Origin of the sequence: Komagataeibacter rhaeticus, from assembly GCF_011611525.1 — a bacterium.
Taxonomy (GTDB): Bacteria; Pseudomonadota; Alphaproteobacteria; order Acetobacterales; family Acetobacteraceae; genus Komagataeibacter; species Komagataeibacter rhaeticus.
Map to the genome: position 1 here is coordinate 1,755,778 of NZ_CP050139.1, position 17,836 is coordinate 1,773,613.

Genomic DNA, 17,836 nt, shown 5'->3' on the forward strand with positions numbered 1-17,836 from the left:
TCCAACATACATGAAACCGATTGCAAGAAGGACACTGCTGGCGGCCACCATGCTGTGCATGCTGCCACTGGCCCCGGCGGGCGCCGCTGGCAGCCAGCCCTCGCTGCTGGTGACAAACGCCTATATATTTTCCATGGGCGATAAATATAAAAAGCCCTTTACCGGCTACATGACCGTTGATGCCGATGGCCGGATCACATCCATCGCACCGGGCGCGCCCGGTGCCCGCATCCATGCCACCACCACGCTTGATGCGCATGGGCACTGGATCATGCCCGGTTTCATTTCCGCCCACAGCCACCTGTGGCAGGCCGCCTATCGTGGGCTGGCGCAGGACAAGACGCTGCCGGGATGGATCGACGCACTGTATGACAAGACCGCCAGCCGCGCACAGGCGGAAGATTTCTACTGGTTCACGCTTGATGGCGCGCTTGACCACCTGCAGCACGGCGTGACGGCGGCCTACAACTTCAATTACGGCAACCACTGGGGCCAGCCCAAGACCGAACGTGACAACGTGGACCATCAGGAATTCCGCGCGGAAATGGATTCCGGCCTGCGCTTCGTACACGGCATCAACCCCACGGCGGATGCGGCCGACCATTCGCTTGATGGCGCGCGCCAGCACCTGCGCGGCTTCATTGACTGGACAAAGGCCCAGCCTGCCAGCACCACGTTCCTGTCCATCATGCTCAACGGCACCGTCGCCTTCCAGGACACGCAGCCCCATGCCCTGTCCGAAGCGATGATGGAGGCGGCGCTGATGAAGGAATTCGGGGTGGGCAACCAGACCCATTACCTTGAACCGCCCGATACCATTGCCGCCGAACAGGCAGTCTTTCCCTATTTTGCCCAGAGCGGGATGATGGGGCCGGGCCTGATCTTTGGCCACTTCATCCACACCACACCCGAAATCCTGGCACAGACGGGCCGGGCCGGGGCCGCCATGTCATGGAACCCGCTTTCCAACGGGCGGCTGGCTTCGGGCACGGCGGATATTCCAACCTACCTGAAGAACGGCATCCGCGTTGGCATGGGTGAGGACGGGGAAGCCAGCGCCGACCTGGCCGACCCGTTCGAGAACATGCGCACCGGGCTGTACGCCATACGTGACAGATACCAGAGTGCCAGCATCATGAGCCCCTATGACGTACTGCGCCTGCATACGGTGGGCAGTGCCGCCGTGCTGCAGGTATCGGACCGGCTGGGCAGCCTGGAGGCAGGCAAGTTCGCTGACTTCCTGATCATCGATCCCACACATCTTGCCCATGTGTTCGACCCGTACGCCACCCTTGTCCTTGCCGCGTCGGAGCGGGATCTGGAGCAGGTCTATGTTGGCGGCAGGCTGGTGGTGGACCATGGCCGGGTGCTGACACAGGACATAAACACGGTGGAAGCACAGGCCGACCGGCGCGTGGCGGCATCACTGCCCGGCCACCACAGGTAACCCTGCGGGAAAGCGGGGCCACGCGGTGGAGGGTGTGAACTAAAATGCAACAGCGTGTGGCCTTCTTTCTATTTGGCGCAATAGGATCGCATCGGTAACGTTTGCGGGGTTCCTGCACCAGATGTGATGATCCGGTCCCGCCGGCGGCACGGCAAGGCCGTACCAGTGCTGCCGTGGCCCACGGCAGGCGGGGACTGAAATGGAAACGGAAGTATCTGATGGCTGACCAGAGGCGAAGCAGGTTCCCTGCCGGTATGTTTACATCTTTCATGCTGGCGGGTGCCGCCTGCCTGCCCGTGGCCGCGCAGGCGGCCCCGCAGGCGCAGGAGGTCCGCTTCGTTGTCGTGGCCAACTGGGAAAACGGGGCGGATAGCGGCGACGAACCCGGTGAATACCAGAACTGGGTGGAGCGCGAACACCTGGATGAAAAAGTACCCGTCCGTGGCGCGCCCGACGTTGTCCGGCGCAACAAGGCGGGACTGTACGGCATGGTGCTGCGCCATGGGGTGACCGACCTTGCGGCCTTCGTGCTCGACCCGCGCTTCGATTTCCATCACACCTACTGGCTGTTCACGGGTATTTCCGGTGTGGACCCGAACGTGGCATCGGTCGGCAGCGTGGCGTGGGCGCGCTGGGTCGTTGATGGCGATGCCCTGCGCGAAATCGATGACCGCACCATCCCCAGGGACTGGCCCTACGGCCTGTACGCCATTGGGGCCTCACGCCCCAACATGCTGCCCGAGGCACCCAACCATTACGGGTCCGTGACCGACGTGGCGGAACTGACCCGGGCCTATCCCCTCAATCAGGGGCTGGCGCGCTGGGCGTTCGCGCTCAGCCAGAAGGTCAACCTGGCCGATGATCCGGCCATTGCCCTGCGACGCAGGGCATGGACGGGCTTTGACCAGGCCCGCAAGCCCCCCTTCGTGCTGCTGGGCGAGACGCTGGGCGCGGAGCGCTACTGGCACGGCGCCCCCCGCAACCGCTGGGCACAGGACTGGGTCCGGCTGTGGACGCACGGGCAGGGCCAGTTTGTCATGACGAATGAGGAAAGCCAGACCTACCAGCGCGAAATGCGCACGCTGGCAACTCTTGGCTTTGTTGATCCCGACCGGATCATGGTGCTGCGTTCGGGCAGCAATTTCTCGGTCCCGCCACCGGGCGTGCCGGTGACCCGGTCCATGGGGGACGAGGGACCGGGCCAGTCGCTGGCGTTCGACAACAACGAACGGGCAGGGGAGCCGGTCATTGAGGAAATCCTGATGAACTGGAAGAAATACCGCGACAACATCCCCTCATAAAAACGCGTCAGGGGACCGGGCCGCGTCCCGCAGAGGAGAGAATACCATGATGAACAGCACATCCTCCGCAGGGCGGGCGGGCAGGCGCAGGGCGGGCGCGTGCCTGATCGGTGCGGCCCTTCTGGGCCTGTCCGCGCTGCCGGGCAGGGCGCATGCATGGGGGGTGGAAGGGCACGAGGCCGTTGCCGCCCTGGCGTGGCATTACATGACACCCGACACCCGGACAAAGGTCGATGCCATCCTTGCCACGGATCATGACGCGCTGACCGCGCCCGACTTCATCGCGCGTTCGACATGGGCCGACCACTGGCGCACCACCGGCCACCCGGAAACCGGGGCATGGCACTTCATCAACATGGAAATCGACCACCCCGACATGGCGTCTGCCTGCCAGGCACCGGCACAGGGCGGCGGGCAGGCCTGTGTCACCAGCCAGCTTGAACATTTCGAACACGTCCTGTCCGACCCCGCCACAACGGTGGCGGATCGTGCCGTGGCGCTGAAATATGTCATCCATTTCGTAGGCGACATGCACCAGCCCCTGCACGCGGCCGACCATGAGGACCGCGGCGGCAACTGCGTGCGCATCAGCCTGGGTGGTGCGCGCACCACCAACCTGCACAGCTACTGGGACACGGTGGTGGTAACGGAAATCGACCCCGATGCCCGGCATCTGGCCGACCGGCTGTTTGACCAGATCTCCGTCACGCAGAAGGATGCGTGGCAGGCTGGCACGGTCGCGCAATGGGCGATGGACAGCTTCGGCCTGGCAAAAACATACGTGTATGATTTCCACCCGCCTGCGGGATGCTCCACCGATGGCGCGCCCCTGTCGCTGCCCGCCGGGTATGATGCCACGGCACGCGCGATTGCAACCCGGCAACTGGAAAAAGCCGGGGTGCGGCTGGCATTCGTGCTGAACCGCGATCTGGCGGATGTCAGCTTAAAACCCGCACGGTAACACGAACCGGCATTGCGCGCGGGCCTGCGGGCTGGGGCGGGATTTCATGTTTATTTCAAAAAAGGGCAATACGCCGTGATCCTTTTCCAGCACAGCCATCTTTCACGCGGACGTACCCCACCACGGCGCAGGCACCTGCGGTGGGCTCCTGCCTGCGCCGTGGTGGCGGCCTGCCTGTACGGCCAGGCCAGCCCGGCCGGGGCGCAGGAGACCGGACACAGGGATTTCCAGATTGTGGAGAGCGTGCCGGAAGGCGCCCGGTACGGCCAGCCGGGTATCGCCCGCACCAGGGATGTCTGGCTGGACATGATCCGCCATGCCCAGCATACCATTGATGCTGCGGTTTTCTATATTACGGACAAACCCGGCCATGGCATGTCCGACATCCTTGACGCCCTGATACAACGCGCCCGGGCGGGTGTGCAGGTGCGTATTGTCGTGGAGCAGTCCTTCCTGAAGGAAACGGGAAGTGTTCTGGAAAAACTGAAGGCGGTGCCCAATGTCACGACCGCCATCCTGCCCGGCCATGCGCTGACCGGCGGCATCCTGCACGCGAAATACATGGTTGTGGACGGCAGCAGCGTATTCGTGGGCAGCCAGAACTGGGACTGGCGCGCGCTGGAACACATTCATGAAATTGGCGCACGGATCGACAATACGCCCATCGCGCGGGATTTTGAATCGGATTTCGGCATGCTGTGGATGCTCGCACAGGGTACGCCACTTGCCGATGCCTATGCCCGGTTTGCGGCAACACCGGATTTTGCACCCGTAACGCAGGCCAGCCCGGTCATCCTGTCCGACGGGTCACAGCCGCTGATCGCCTTCCCCGCCTTCAGCCCGGCGGCCATGATGCCGGCCGTGCTCACGACCGAGGACCGGGCGCTGGTGGACATGATCCATGGCGCCCGCAAGACCCTGCGCCTGCAGGTCCTGACCATGAGCGCGTTCAACCATTACGGCGCGCATGGCTACTGGCCCGTGCTGGATACGGCCCTGCGGGACGCGGCCGCGCGGGGGGTGGAGACGCAGATCATCGTGTCGAACTGGGCGCTGTCCGAACCGATGCAGTCCTATCTCAAGTCACTGGCGGTCCTGCCGCATGTATCGGTCAAATTCAGCACGGTTCCCGACGTGCCGGGTATAAAGATACCCTATGCCCGGGTTGAACACTGCAAATACGCGGTTGCAGATGATGATGCGGTCTATATCGGCACAGGCAACTGGGAGCCCAGCTATTTCACCACATCGGTCAACGCGGCCGTTTTCGTGCATGGCGCGTCGCCCGCACGCGACCTGAACGCCATTTTCATGCATGACTGGACCGGGCCGTACGTAACGCCGCTGGAAGCCGGCAGAACCTACGCCATGCCCGGACGCGACTGACCGGATGCAGGGGCGGGCGTGATGATACGGAAACAGGAACAATTGCAATCAGGTGATGACATGCATGGACGGACGGTGATACGCGGTCTTTTCACGGCGGCGCTTGTCGCCACCATGGGCATGCCGCCCGCATGGGCGGGGGATGCGGCGACGCCTGTGGTCAGGGCGCCAGCGGGCATGGTCTCGGGCATAACACGGGACAATGCCGACCTGTTCCTTGGCGTGCCATTCGCGCCGCCGCCGGTGGGACAGGGCAGGTGGCAGGTTTCAGCACCGCTGGCATCCTTTCCTGCCCCCGTCCACGCGACAGCTGCGCATCAGGGCTGTTCGGCCCCGCTCAGTGCCGATGCGGACGAGACGGTGAACGAGGACTGCCTCTACCTGAACATCTACCGCCCGGCGGGCGTGGACGCGCATGCCCGCCTGCCGGTCACCATCTTCATTCACGGGGGCGGCAACCAGACCGGCACGCCCACCATCTATGACGGGACGGCATTTGCCACCCGCACCCGTTCCATCGTGGTCATTCCCACCTACCGGCTGGGGGTTTTCGGTTTTCTTGCCCTTGGCGGCACGCAGGCACGGCCACAGGGCGATCTGGCGCTGAGCGATATCATATCGGCACTGAAGTGGACCCGCACCAATATCGCGGCATTCGGGGGGGATGCGACAGGCATGACCGTGGCGGGGGAATCCGCCGGGGCGGCAGACATATGCGACGTAATTGTTGCCCCGGCGGCCCACGGGCTGGTCACGCAGGCCATCATGCAAAGCGGGTTCTGTCCCGGCCGCCCGTCCCGCGCGGTGATGGAAGGCATCGGGACGGCAACGGCACAGGCGGCAGGCTGTACGGGGCCTGACCCGCTGGCGTGCCTGAAGCGCCTGCCAACGCAAACCCTGCTTTCGGCATGGGACAAAGTATGGCAGCAGCCCACCGTCACCCTGAAGGATGGCAGCACCGTTTCCCGCCCGCTCTTTCCCATCACGCCGTCTGGCGCGGCACTGCAGCCCCGCCCGGTAGATGAGGAAATCCGCGCGGGGGCGACGGGAAGCATCCCCGTTCTTATCGGCTTCAACCACGATGAACTGCGATCATTCCTGGCGGGTTACTATCCGCTTTCCCCCGCGCGTTACCATGCGTTGCTGAAACAGGATTATGCTGGCCTTGCGGCGGAGCTGCTGAAGGAATACCCCCTGGTTGCGGGGCAGGACCCGGCCTATGCCCTTGCCGCCCTGCGCACCGACCAGATGTTCATCTGCCCTGCGCTGCGCGCGGCCGCCATGCTGGATGGCAAGGCCCATGTCGCCGTTTACGAATTCGCGGACCAGACCGCGCCGCGCTTCCGTTCGCTTGCCATGAAACTGCCCGAAGTGCCGGGGTTTGACCGGGGCGCATCCCATACGGCGGAACTGCCTTACCTGTTTGGTTACAAATCCGTTGCGGGGCCACTATCCCCCGCGCAGCAGGTCCTGTCCGCACGGATTATGGATATGTGGGCCACATTCGGCCGGTCGGGCACGACCGCGCCCTGGCCCGCCTGGTCCACGCACAACCCCGAGGTAACGGTACTGGCCCTGCCAGCCAACGGGGGCATCCGGGTGGACCACGATGTGGCGGCCCGTCATCATTGTGGCTTCTGGGACCGGCATCCCACCATTCCCGACAGCCTGTTCCCCTGAAACAGGATTTAAAAGATAACCTGATGGTAAAAACATAATAAAAGTTTTTGGATGTCGCCTTTTTTCAAAAAGGCGACATCTCCCGCAGCTTGCCGGAAAAACTATTCAGGCGACGATGTAGCCGGCCATGTAGGTATGTGGAAGCGGGCAGGGCAGTCATCCTGCACGTCCGGCGAGGGCAGGAAACCGGATGCGGCGGGAAAACGCCCCAGTCCCTTCGGGTCCAGCGTGAACCACAGCTGCGCCAGCACCGATCGGCCCTGCGCATCCGTGTTGCAGCGGAACTGCAGGCCCCGCTGCGGCAGGGGACCATAGGCTTTTTCAAACCAGCCGAGCACGTCAGCCTTGTTGATGTCCCGACCCGCATCGTGTTCGAGTTCACGGCCGACCGGCCCGTGTGCAAAGCGGTCACGCAACGTGCTGGCAACCGTAAAGAAACGTTCGGCATTCATGCCGAAGCACTGCACATGCTTGGTGTATTCATGCACGACAAGGCTGGAGTGGGTATGGGCCACCGTGGCCGACAGCCGTTTTGCCAGCGCGGGGGACAATTGGGGTGGTGTATCATCATGCTGGTAGATGTCACACCCCTTTATCCACCACAGCGTCACGGGCAGGCCATCGCGTACCAGGTCGGCGGGGCGGGAAGCCCACAGCCCATGCAGCCCGACCAGCGGGGTATGCGGCTGGTCGGGCTGGCAGGTCGTGCCATGCTGGTCCGTGCAGAAACCGGGCTGCCATGTCAGCGCCAAGGTGTAATGCCCGAAATCCCCATGCTGGACCACGGGTATCGACAGCGCATCGGTGCGGGCCGCAGGCGGCGTATGGGCGCACCCGGCCATAAGGCACACGGCGGAGGCAAGCGTGGCCAGCTTCAGGCCACGCAGAAGGGTAAGGGCACGGTGCGGCATGCAGGATCATTTCCCCGTGGAAGGCAGGTTGAGGGCACCCGTCAGGTCACCCAGCGGGTGCCCGGTGGCGGCCTGTATGGCACGATCGCGTACCGTCAGCCCATCCAGCGGACGGAGGTGGAAACGTTCGGTCAGGAATTTCAGGATGGATGTCGTATCCTGCACCGTATGGTCCACGTAACCGCGACGGGCAAAGGGCGAAACGATGATGGCGGGAATGCGCGATCCCGGCCCCCACCTGTCTCCTGCCGGGGGGGCGACATGGTCCCACAGGCCGCCATTTTCGTCATAGGTCACGATCACCAGCATGTGCGGCCACTGGGGGCTTTTCTCCAGATGTTCGATCAGGTCGGCAATATGACGGTCCCCTGACTGGATATCGGCATAGCCGGAATGTTCGTTCAGGTTGCCCTGCGGTTTGTAGAACGCGACCTGTGGCAGGCTGCCGTGGTCAATCGCGTCGATGAACCCGGCACCCGCCAGGCCGCCATCCAGAAGATGCGCCTGCCGCGCCTGCGTGCCGGGGGCGTAGTTCAGGTAATAGTTGTAGGGCTGGTGATGGTACTGGAAATCGGGCGCGGGGTAATGGTTGCCGTGGTCAAGCACATCCTGCCATGCCCCTGCGTACCATGCCCATGTAATGCCGCGTTCGCTCAGCCGGTCGCCAATCGTGGCTTCGGTCTGGGGGGGGAGGGTTGTCGCCACGGTCGGGTCGGCAAAGCGCGCGTCCTGCCCGGTTGCCGCCGGGTTGCCACTGGGCTGGTAAGCGGGCTGCATGGTATTCACGGCATGGAAATCGGGGGTCAGGTTACCATCACGCACGAATTTGGGCACGCCTTCCAGCGCGGAACGGGGGGAATTGGGCGCAACCACCAGCGCCCTGCCACCCGCATCGACAACCGAGATGACCGGATGCGCGGGGCTGGTATCGGCCTGCGGGTAATAGGGCGCGCAGGCGCAGGCCAGCCACTGGTGATTGAGGAACGACCCGCCGAAAGCCCCCATGAAGAAATGGTCCGCCATCGTGTACTTGCGTGCGACCTGCCACATCCGCATGGCCGAACCGTCCCAGTAACTCATGGGCATGGCACCGGAATCCGCCCATGCCACGAACATGTCGTTGCGGCCGCCATTGATCTGCATCTGGTTTTCATAAAACCGGTGCCACAGGTCATGCGTCAGGGTACTGAGCGGCACGTTGAAACCGTGGGGATCATCCACGCGGAAGGGCTGGTTGGGCAGGTGGGCGCTCATCGCCTGTGTCACGGCATCCGGCACGCCGCGCCCGGTCAGCCCGCCCCATACGGGGGGCAGTTCACGCATGATGCTGCCATCACGGTCACGCTGGGCAAAGCGGGCGGGCGGCTGGCCCGCAAAGGTGTCGGCACCGGGAAAGCCGTTGTACAGGTTATCAAAGGAACGGTTCTCGGCAAAAATGACCACCACATTCCTGATCTGGTCAATCGGCGCGGGTGTGGCGGCATGGAGCGGCCCGGCCAGCATGGTGCATGCAAGGGCCGGGGCCAGCAGGCCACGGGCAGAACGTCGTGCCCCGCCGCACGCCATGAACCGGAAGGATTGGAAAGTGGTGCGTCCTGGCATGGTATCCCGACTTGCTGAATGAATTATGTCATGCAAGCCCGTATCATAACGGGAAACAAACAGAAAGCGCAAACGCGCGGGACTGCGCCACCGGGCGCATGATGCATTCCGTTTGCCGCCGGTCCGTGCCATGCTGGGGCACGGACCTTTTTTTCAGGACAGACCCATCCGGGCAGGCATTTCCTTGTTCATGCAGACCTTGTCAGACACCCCATCATCCCGTGCGCTGCACCATCAGATTGCCCAGCACCTGAGCGGCAGGATCGGCCGTGAGGATGGCTATCACGACAGGCTGCCCTCCGAGGCGGCCCTGTGCCGGATCTACAGTGTCAGCCGCGTGACCATCCGCCACGCGCTGCGGCATCTGGAAAATGCCGGACTGGTCTGCCGCCGGCAGGGCAGGGGCACGTTTGTCGTCCCACCCGCGGACAGGAATCCCCCCGCCCATCCCGTCGTGGGGCTGAGTGACATCCTGCAGGCACGCGGCATGGCCGTGGTGACGGAACTGCTGGCGTTTGGCCTCGAACCCGCACCGCCCGAAGTGGCGCGGACCCTGAACCTGGACGATGCCCGCGCATTGCTGATGCGGCGGCGCTACCTGATCGATGCCGTGCCGGTTGCGGTGACGGAGGTGTATTATCCACCTGCCTTCCGGGCATTCGTGTCCGAAAACGACGCCCGCATCCATTCCTCCCCCCGGCTCATGACGGAGCATATCGGCCTGCGTCTGGGCCGCACCCACCTGACGGTGGATGTGATCGAGGCACAGCCGGCCCTGGCGGCCGAACTGGCCATGGCACAGGGCAGCCCGGTCATGGTCATGCGCCGCGTGACCTGTGATGACGCGGGGGTTGCGTGCGAACACAGTACGCTGCTGGCACGGCCGGGCATTGCGCGCTTCTCCATCACCGCGCATGGCGGCAGCCTGCCCGATACCGATTTCATTCCCCGTGACCCATGGCCCCCCGCCGGGTGAGCGGGCGCGACATTCGGTTATTGATTGTTTCCCGGAACGAATATAAGACAAGTTGATACAAGTTGCGCGCCACCATGGCGCGCACCACGGGCGCCGGAGTTCTGATGAAGCCAAATCTGCTGGAACGCCTGTTTCACCTGCGGGCTGCCGGAACCACGGCTGGCCGGGAAGTGGTGGCCGGTCTGGGCACGTTCGCGGCCATGGTCTACTGCGTTGCGGTCAATCCCGCCATCATGAGCAACGCGGGCATGGACCGCGCCAGCGAACTGACGGCAACCTGCCTTATCGCCATCATCGCATCCGCCACGATGGGGCTGCTGGCCAACCTGCCGCTGGGTCTTGCGCCAGCCATCGGTTCGAACGTGGTGTTCGCCGTGGTCATGGTCCAGCAGATGGGCGTGCCATGGCCCGCGGCACTGGCCATCGTCTGCTTCACCGGCATCGTGTTCATGATCCTGACCGTAACAGGGGTGCGTGAACGCATGGCCGACGGCATGCCCGACTGCCTGCGCGTGGGCATCCAGATCGCGGTCGGGCTGACCATCCTGTTCATCGGGCTGCGCAATGCCGGTTTCGTGGTGGGCAACCACACCACGCTTGTCACCATGGGCGCGCTGTCCAGCCCCGCCGTGATGCTGACCTTTGCCGGGCTGATCCTTACTCCCGCCCTTGTGGCCGCGGGCGTGCCCGGCGCGCTGATCATCTCGATCATGGCCCTGACCCTTGCGGGCCTGTTCGTGCCTGACGGGCACGGGGGTACGATCACCCGCTGGCCCACGCGCGTGTTCGCCATGCCCGTCTGGCCATCGGCCACGGCGTTCCACCTTGATCCGGGCTATATTTTCCACAACTTCTTCTACGTCCTGCCTGTCATCATCTTTTTCCTGTGCACGGAACTGTTCGGCACGCTGGCCAACCTGCTGGGCATTGCCAGTGCCGGGGGCATGCTGCGCCCCGACGGGTCCGTTCCCAATGCCACGCGCGCCTTTGCCGCTGATGCGGCGGGGACGATCCTGGGGCCGGTGCTGGGCACGGCGGTGGTGGCGGTCTATCTGGAATCCGTGATCGGGGTGCAGATGGGCGGGCGCACCGGGCTGGTGGCCGTGGTCATCGCATTCGGGTTTGTGGCCGCACTTTTCCTGTGGCCCCTGTTCATGATCATTCCCCCACAGGCCACGACACCGGCGCTGGTCATGGTGGGAATCCTGATGTTCGGTGCCATATCCCGGCTGGACCTGAAGGATATGACGCAGGCCGTGCCCGCCATCATGACCTTCATGTTCGCGGTGCTGACCAGCAACCTGCTCAACGGCATGGCCTTTGGCACGTTTTCCTACATCGTCATGAACATCGCCGCCGGGCGCTGGCGCGGCGTCAGCCCCACGGCCTGGGGGCTGGGCGCGGTCATGACGGTCTTTTTCATCGTCAGCATGGGCATGCATCACTGATGGCGGCCATGCGGTACATATATCCATCATTCCAGCACGAAGGAACAGGACACATGCATTCACCCTATCCCGACCTGAATGATCCCGCACTGCGGGACCGGGCCGTACGGGCGGCACAGGGGCAGGAAGCCTTCGACATGCTGCTGGTCAACGGCCGCGTGGCCGATGTGGCGACGGGAGAAATCCGCGATGCGGATATCGGCCTGACGGGACCGCTGATCGCCAGTGTCCATCCGCGCGGCACCTTTCACGACGCCGGGCAGGTCATTGACCTGGGCGGACGCATCGTGGCACCCGGGCTGATCGATTCACACCTGCACATCGAAAGTTCAATGGTCACGCCGCGCAGCTATGCCGGCGTGGTGGTGCCGCAGGGCACGACCACCATCTGCTGGGACCCGCATGAAGTCGGCAATGTAGGCGGGCTGGAGGCGGTGCGATGGGCCATAGCCGCCGCACGCGGGCTGCCGCTGCGCATTATCGTGCTGGCACCGTCATGCGTGCCGTCCGCGCCCGGACTGGAACGTTCAGGCGCGGTGTTTGACGGCACCGCCATGGAGGAAATGCTGTCCTGGCCGGAAGTGGGCGGCGTGGCCGAGATCATGGACATGCGTGGCGTGCTGGCGCGCAGCCCGCTCATGCGCGGCATCACGCAGGCGGGGCTGGAAAGCGGCAAGCTGGTCTGTGGCCATGCGCGTGACCTGGCGGGCAGGGGGCTGCAGGGCTTCCTTGCCGCGGGCATTGAATCCGACCACGAGATTACCAGCGAAGCCGACCTGCTGGAAAAGATCCGCGCGGGCATGACGATCGAACTGCGCGTCTCGCACGAGGACATCCTGCCGCAGGCGGTCGCCCTGTTTGGCAAGCTGGGCCATGTGCCCCAGACCGTGACCCTGTGCACGGACGACATCTTCCCCGATGACCTGGTCAGCCGTGGCGGCATGGCCTACATGCTGCGCCGGCTGGTGCAGATCGGGCTGGACCCGGTGCAGGCGCTGCGGGCGGCGACGCTCAACACCGCCATGCGGCTGCAGCGCCGTGACCTGGGCCTTGTGGCACCGGGGCGGCGGGCCGATCTGGTGGTATTTGATGACCTGAAGGAATTCCGGGCACATCATGTTTTCGCATCCGGCCGCCATGTGGCGGAAGATGGCGCGCTGTGCGAGCCGCTGCGGCCCGACCCCGTTGCCGCCCCCACCGAGACCATGAAGCTTGCACTGACCACGGAGCAGTCCTTCCACATCCCCGCAACCGGCACCCATGCCCGCGTGCGCACCGTGGCCGTACCCCGCACCACCCGGTGGGGTGAGCGCGAGGTCGCGGTGCGCGACGGCCATGTCGTCATTCCCGAAGACGCGGCACTCATGGCCGTATTCAACCGCTATGGCGCATCCGACGTGCCGGGACTGGGCATTCTGGAAGGCTGGGGCGAATGGTCGGGTGCGGTGGCAACCACCGTGCTGCATGACAGCCACAACCTGGCCGTGATCGGCCGGGGGGAAGCGGACATGATGCTGGCCGCCAATACCCTGATCCGCTCGGGCGGGGGCATGGTGGCCGTGCGTGACGGCAGGGTGCTGGCGCATCTGGAACTGCCGGTCTGCGGCCTGCTTTCGGCAGCGGACCCGCAGGAAGTGGCGCGGCAGTTCAAGGCCGTGCGTGATGCCTGTGCGTCCGTCACGACGTGGGATGGGCATACCGCCGTCATCAAGCTCATGATCGGGGCCAGCCTTGCCTGCAACCCCGGCCCGCATGTAACCGATATGGGCATTACATCCGGCATGACCGGGGAGGTGGTGACGGACTGCGTGCTGGCCTGAAGCGGGCCGGGAAACACCCGGTAGTCATAAGAAAGTTTTTGGTGAAGCTTTTTTCAAAAAACTTCGAAGACCGTCGCCTTTTTGAAAAAAGGCGACACCCAAAAACTTTTATTATTTTTTATCAACCGTATTCTACAGCCGCAGGGCCTGCCAGGCAGGCAGGGTGGTCAGGTCAGGGATGGTAAAGTCCAGCCCGGCACGCCTGCTGGCGGCATGCACCGTGTTGGCCAGCAGGAAGCCGGTCGTCATCGGGCCGACGCCATCAGGGACGGCCGTAACGGCGGCGGCATGGTCCGCCACCGCAGCCGCGTCAATATCCCCCACCACGCCCGGCCTGCCCGATGGGTCGGCATTGATGCCGATATCAACCAGCACCGCGCCGGGGGAAACCCATGTGGCATCCACCAGCCCGGCATGGCCCGCCGCCGCAAAAACGACCTGTGCACGGCGGGCATGGGCGGCGATGTCACGGGTCTGGATATGCAGCACGTCCACCGTCGCCCCCCGGTCCAGCAGTTGCAGCGCCAGCGGCCGGCCCACGCTGGCCGAGGCGCCGATCACCGCGCAGTTCATGCCACGCAGGTCACGTAGCATTCCCTCCGCCAGCGTTACCGCCGCCGTGGCCGTGCAGGGCAGGTAAAGCGGGTTCCCCGTCATGAGCCGCCCCAGATTGAGCGGATGCTGGCAGTCCACATCCCTGTCCGGGTCCATGCACGCCATGGCCCGCGGCATGGCCAACCCGGCGGGCAGGGGCAGCAGGATAAGAATGCCATCAATGTCAGGTGCTGCCGAAAGGGCGCTGACCTGCGCGCGCACCCCCGCGGCACCGTCCGTCCGGGCCGCCACGGGCACTTCATGGCAGGCAATGCCGGCCTGTGCTGCGGCGGCGCGGATGCGTGCGGCATAGGCAGCGCTTCCCGCGTTTTCAACCGCGCGGAGAATGGCCAGTCCGGGTGTGCGGCCCACGGCCTGCGCCACCCGCCCGGACAGCGGGCGCAGCACCCCGAGGAAGGCATCCAGCAGCGGACGGGAATCAATGATACGGGCCATGATCGGCTGCTCCTACAGCGCCATGGCAATATAGCGGGCGCATTTCTGCAGGTTCGGCACGATCACGTCCAGCAGGTGATCCGTGCCATACCGCCCGTTGGGATAGACAATGCCCAGCGCCCCCACCGCAGCATCCGTATCCAGCCCGAAGGCAGGCACGGCAATGGCGCAGAACCCCTTGCCATCCGTATCGGGAACATGGGCGAAGCCCCGCGCCCGGATGGTGGCAAGGCCTTGGTCCGTGCCCGGCCCGTCCTGCACCGACAGGTCGGGCGCATGGCGGAAGGCAAGGGTCGCCTGCCCCATGGCGGTTGCCGTCAGCGGCAGGCTGCTGCCAATGGTATAGCCCGCCGTCTCGATCTTGGCGGAAGTCGGGGCATGGACGACATAGACCAGTTCCCGCCCGGACAGCAGCGCAAGCGAGATCGGTTCACCCAGCGCAAGGGATTCCCCGTGCAGGACCGGACCGACCAGCCGGCCGATCGAACGGCTCTGCAGGAAACCAAGGCCAAGCTTGAGAACCAGCGGCGTCAGCATGTAGCGCGTACCGTCCGCCGTGACATATCCCGCCATTTCCAGCGTACGGACCAGACGCCGCGTGGCGGCGCGGGTGTAGTCCAGCCTGCGGGCAAGATCGGCCACCGTCATGCCTTTTCCATCTGCATCGAATGCACGCAGCAGGGCCAGGCCCCTGGCAAAGGTAAGGGATATTTCACTATCGGCTTCGGTCATGGTGATCCGTCGGGGCAGGAGAAGGATGGTGGACCATGCAGCGGGCCACCGCACGAATGATGCGCTCTGGCAATAATATCTTGCACGGACAGTGCATGCCTGACTAACATAAATCAATAACGAACGATCGTTCGAATATCGAACATTTTATCCCATCATGTCTGTCAGGCCGCGCCATGAAAGTCCACGTCATCTATGCCCATCCCCTTGCGGACAGTTTCAGCGCCGCCCTGCACGAACTGGCGATAAAATCGCTCAGGCAGGCCGGGCATGAGGTGGATGACCTTGATCTTTACCGCGAACGGTTCAATCCGGTCCTGAGCGCGCTGGACCGCGAAATCTACCATGATCCCGCCATCAACCAGAAATACGTGGCCAATTACGTCCAGCGCCTGCAGGCTGCCGATGCGCTTGTGCTGTGCCACCCGGTCTGGAACTTTGGCTGGCCCGCCATCCTGAAAGGGTATTTCGACCGCGTTTTCCTGCCCGAGGTATCATTCAGGCTGGTCAATGGCGTGCTGTCCCCCGGCTTTTCCAACATCCGCCGCGTCTCGACCATCACCACCTATGGCTCCCCCCGGCACAGGGCGTTCATGCTGGGTGATCCACCGCGCAAGAACGGCACCCGTTTCCTGCGCGCGGTCATGAACCGCCGGGTGCGGGTGGACTATCTGGCCTTGTACAACATGAACAATACCACACCGGACTCACGCGCCCGCTTCATGAAGCGGGTCAGGAAGACCATGCTGGCTTACTGATCACACCCGGATGGCGGTACAATCATGGCAACCCTGTTCAACCTTGACCTGACCGTGGCACGACTGATGGACAGCGCCCGCACGCGCGCGGCGGCACTTGCGCGCCGGGGCATCCGGCCGGCACTTGCGCTGCTCAGTGTCGGGGCGGATGCGCACAGCCGCCTCTATATTTCCCGCAAGGTGGCGAACTGCCACGAAGCGGGCATCCATGTGGATGCGCTTGACCTGCCGCCCGTTACCGGGCAGGCGGCGCTGCTGGCCCATATTGCCCGGCTGAATGCCGATCCACGCCATCACGGCATCATGGTCCAGTTGCCGCTGCCGCCCCATCTGGACGAACGGGCCATATGCCGCGCCATTGCCGTGCACAAGGATGTGGACGGTCTGCATCCATGCAACGTCATGGCGCTGCATGACGCAACACCTGGCATCATGGCCTGCACCGTGCGGGGCATTGCCCATCTCCTGGCCGCAAGCAATCCCCACATGGCGGGGCTGCGGGTCACCATCATCGGGCGGGGCGAACTGGTCGGGCTGCCGGCGGCGCTGCTGCTGGGGGGCAGGAGCGTGCATGGCAATGCCGATGTCACGATCCTGCATACGCATTCACGCAATCTGGCGGACAGCACGCGGCAGGCGGATATCGTGATCGCGGCTGCGGGCGTGCCCGGCCTGCTTGCCCCTGACATGCTGCGCCCCGGCGCGACCGTGATCGGGGTTGGCATGACATGGCATGACGGACAGGTAAGGGGAGACCTGTCCGCCAGCATGATGGCGCATGATGGCTGGATCACCCCGCCTGACACCAGTTTTGGCGGCATGACCCGCATGATGCTCCTTCACAACATCCTTGACGTGGCGGGTGCCGATGCCTGATCCCCGGTTCCCCGCCACCATGGCCGGCACTACCCGCCAGCTGGTGCATGACAGCACCATCGAGATGACGCCCGCCCATGTCGGCACGACACGGCAGCGGCCGGCTGCCCTGTCGCCGGGCGCCACCGTATTCATCACATGGCTTCCTGGCCTGCCATTCGGGCAGACACTCGCGGCCTGCCACAGGGTGCGGGAGTGGGGGTGCGTGCCCGTGCCGCATCTTGCCGCCCGCGCCATAACCGATCTTCCCATGCTGCGGATGATCGGGCAGGCCGTGACAGGGGAACTGCGCACCGACAGGGTCCTGCTTGTCGCGGGCGGCAGCCCGAAACCCGCAGGCTGTTTTGCCGACACGCTTGCCCTGCTGGAGACGCGCGTGCTGCAGGAAAGCGGCATACGCCACATATACGTGGCCGGACACCCCGAAGGCGCGCCGGTCATGCAACCCGGAGAGGCGCTGTCCTTCCTGCAAAGGAAACAGGAAATCGGCCAGCGGGACAGCCTTGACATCCGTATCGTAAGCCAGCTGTGCTTTGACCCGGCCCCGCTGCTGGAATGGGAGCGGCACCTGCGCCGCAACGGCATTGCGCTGCCGGTGCATGTGGGGCTGCCGGGCCTTGTCTCCCCACGCATGCTGATGCGCTACGGCCTGAAATGCGGGGTCGGGCCATCGCTGCAGTTCCTGAAGGGGCAGCGCCACCGACTGCATCGCTGGTTCTGGCCCATGCCCCCCGAACGGATGATCCAGCCGGTAGCGCGGGCAATGGGCGACATTCCGGGCTGCCTGTTCCGGGGGCTTCACTTCTTCCCCTTCGGGGCCGTGGCGCGCACGCTGGCCTGGCGGGAAGCCTGCGGCAGGCCGTAGGCGCCACGCCACCGAAGGGGCAT

General features: G+C 64.5%; 15 protein-coding genes. 11 read left to right on the forward strand and 4 right to left on the reverse strand.

Annotated elements, in window-relative coordinates; all coding sequences use genetic code 11:
• Positions 1–10 precede the first annotated feature (10 nt).
• The 5 genes from GWK63_RS07950 (at position 11) to GWK63_RS07970 (ending at position 6,775) form a co-directional block, all read left to right on the forward strand.
• The gene (locus tag GWK63_RS07950; protein WP_007398653.1) at positions 11–1,447 is read left to right on the forward strand and encodes an amidohydrolase family protein; all 1,437 of its coding nucleotides are present in this window, start codon (positions 11–13) and stop codon (positions 1,445–1,447) included.
• A 218-nt stretch (positions 1,448–1,665) separates the two neighbouring features.
• Positions 1,666–2,748, forward strand: coding sequence for a purine-nucleoside phosphorylase (locus tag GWK63_RS07955; protein WP_039999034.1), 1,083 nt, complete (start codon positions 1,666–1,668; stop codon positions 2,746–2,748).
• A 46-nt stretch (positions 2,749–2,794) separates the two neighbouring features.
• Positions 2,795–3,709, forward strand: coding sequence for a S1/P1 nuclease (locus GWK63_RS07960; protein WP_007398655.1), 915 nt, complete (start codon positions 2,795–2,797; stop codon positions 3,707–3,709).
• 75 nt (positions 3,710–3,784) lie between these two features.
• On the forward strand, positions 3,785–5,095 hold the full coding sequence (locus GWK63_RS07965; protein ID WP_083824454.1) for a phospholipase D-like domain-containing protein: 1,311 nt from the start codon (positions 3,785–3,787) through the stop codon (positions 5,093–5,095).
• Between the two features lie 60 nt (positions 5,096–5,155).
• The gene (locus GWK63_RS07970) at positions 5,156–6,775 is read left to right on the forward strand and encodes a carboxylesterase/lipase family protein (RefSeq protein ID WP_112210009.1); all 1,620 of its coding nucleotides are present in this window, start codon (positions 5,156–5,158) and stop codon (positions 6,773–6,775) included.
• Between the two features lie 101 nt (positions 6,776–6,876).
• Here the strand turns inward: GWK63_RS07970 and GWK63_RS07975 are convergent, their stop codons facing one another.
• Positions 6,877–7,686 carry a ribonuclease T2 family protein gene (locus tag GWK63_RS07975; protein ID WP_007398659.1) on the reverse strand — a complete coding sequence of 270 codons (810 nt, stop codon included), beginning with the start codon at positions 7,684–7,686 and terminating at the stop codon, positions 6,877–6,879.
• 6 nt (positions 7,687–7,692) lie between these two features.
• A complete protein-coding gene (locus GWK63_RS07980; protein WP_007398660.1) occupies positions 7,693–9,189 on the reverse strand; it encodes an acid phosphatase in 1,497 nt (498 codons plus the stop codon).
• Between the two features lie 289 nt (positions 9,190–9,478).
• Between GWK63_RS07980 and GWK63_RS07985 the strand changes: the two genes are divergently transcribed.
• The 3 genes from GWK63_RS07985 (at position 9,479) to GWK63_RS07995 (ending at position 13,532) form a co-directional block, all read left to right on the forward strand.
• Positions 9,479–10,264: a GntR family transcriptional regulator gene (locus tag GWK63_RS07985; protein ID WP_034931391.1), complete on the forward strand. Its 786-nt coding sequence runs from the start codon at positions 9,479–9,481 to the stop codon at positions 10,262–10,264.
• Between the two features lie 104 nt (positions 10,265–10,368).
• The gene (locus GWK63_RS07990; RefSeq protein WP_007398664.1) at positions 10,369–11,712 is read left to right on the forward strand and encodes an NCS2 family permease; all 1,344 of its coding nucleotides are present in this window, start codon (positions 10,369–10,371) and stop codon (positions 11,710–11,712) included.
• Between the two features lie 53 nt (positions 11,713–11,765).
• Entirely contained in the window at positions 11,766–13,532 is a 1,767-nt protein-coding gene (locus GWK63_RS07995) for an adenine deaminase (protein ID WP_039999109.1), read from the forward strand.
• 132 nt (positions 13,533–13,664) lie between these two features.
• Here GWK63_RS07995 and GWK63_RS08000 read toward each other — a convergent pair whose 3' ends face one another.
• Positions 13,665–14,582 (reverse strand): tetrahydrofolate dehydrogenase/cyclohydrolase catalytic domain-containing protein, encoded by a 918-nt coding sequence (locus GWK63_RS08000; protein WP_007398666.1) that lies wholly within the window; start codon positions 14,580–14,582, stop codon positions 13,665–13,667.
• A 12-nt stretch (positions 14,583–14,594) separates the two neighbouring features.
• The gene (locus GWK63_RS08005) at positions 14,595–15,368 is read right to left on the reverse strand and encodes an IclR family transcriptional regulator (protein WP_306765536.1); all 774 of its coding nucleotides are present in this window, start codon (positions 15,366–15,368) and stop codon (positions 14,595–14,597) included.
• 122 nt (positions 15,369–15,490) lie between these two features.
• Here GWK63_RS08005 and GWK63_RS08010 point away from each other — a divergent pair, with 122 nt between their 5' ends.
• The 3 genes from GWK63_RS08010 to GWK63_RS08020 are packed head-to-tail and all read left to right on the forward strand — an operon-like array spanning position 15,491 to position 17,813.
• Positions 15,491–16,072 (forward strand): NAD(P)H-dependent oxidoreductase, encoded by a 582-nt coding sequence (locus GWK63_RS08010; protein WP_007398668.1) that lies wholly within the window; start codon positions 15,491–15,493, stop codon positions 16,070–16,072.
• Positions 16,073–16,096: 24 nt separating this feature from the next.
• Positions 16,097–16,948, forward strand: a complete 852-nt coding sequence (locus GWK63_RS08015) for a bifunctional 5,10-methylenetetrahydrofolate dehydrogenase/5,10-methenyltetrahydrofolate cyclohydrolase (protein WP_051672090.1) — start codon at positions 16,097–16,099, stop codon at positions 16,946–16,948.
• The gene (locus GWK63_RS08020) at positions 16,941–17,813 is read left to right on the forward strand and encodes a methylenetetrahydrofolate reductase (protein WP_051672092.1); all 873 of its coding nucleotides are present in this window, start codon (positions 16,941–16,943) and stop codon (positions 17,811–17,813) included. Before GWK63_RS08015 ends, GWK63_RS08020 begins: the two co-directional genes overlap by 8 nt.
• Positions 17,814–17,836 lie beyond the last annotated feature (23 nt).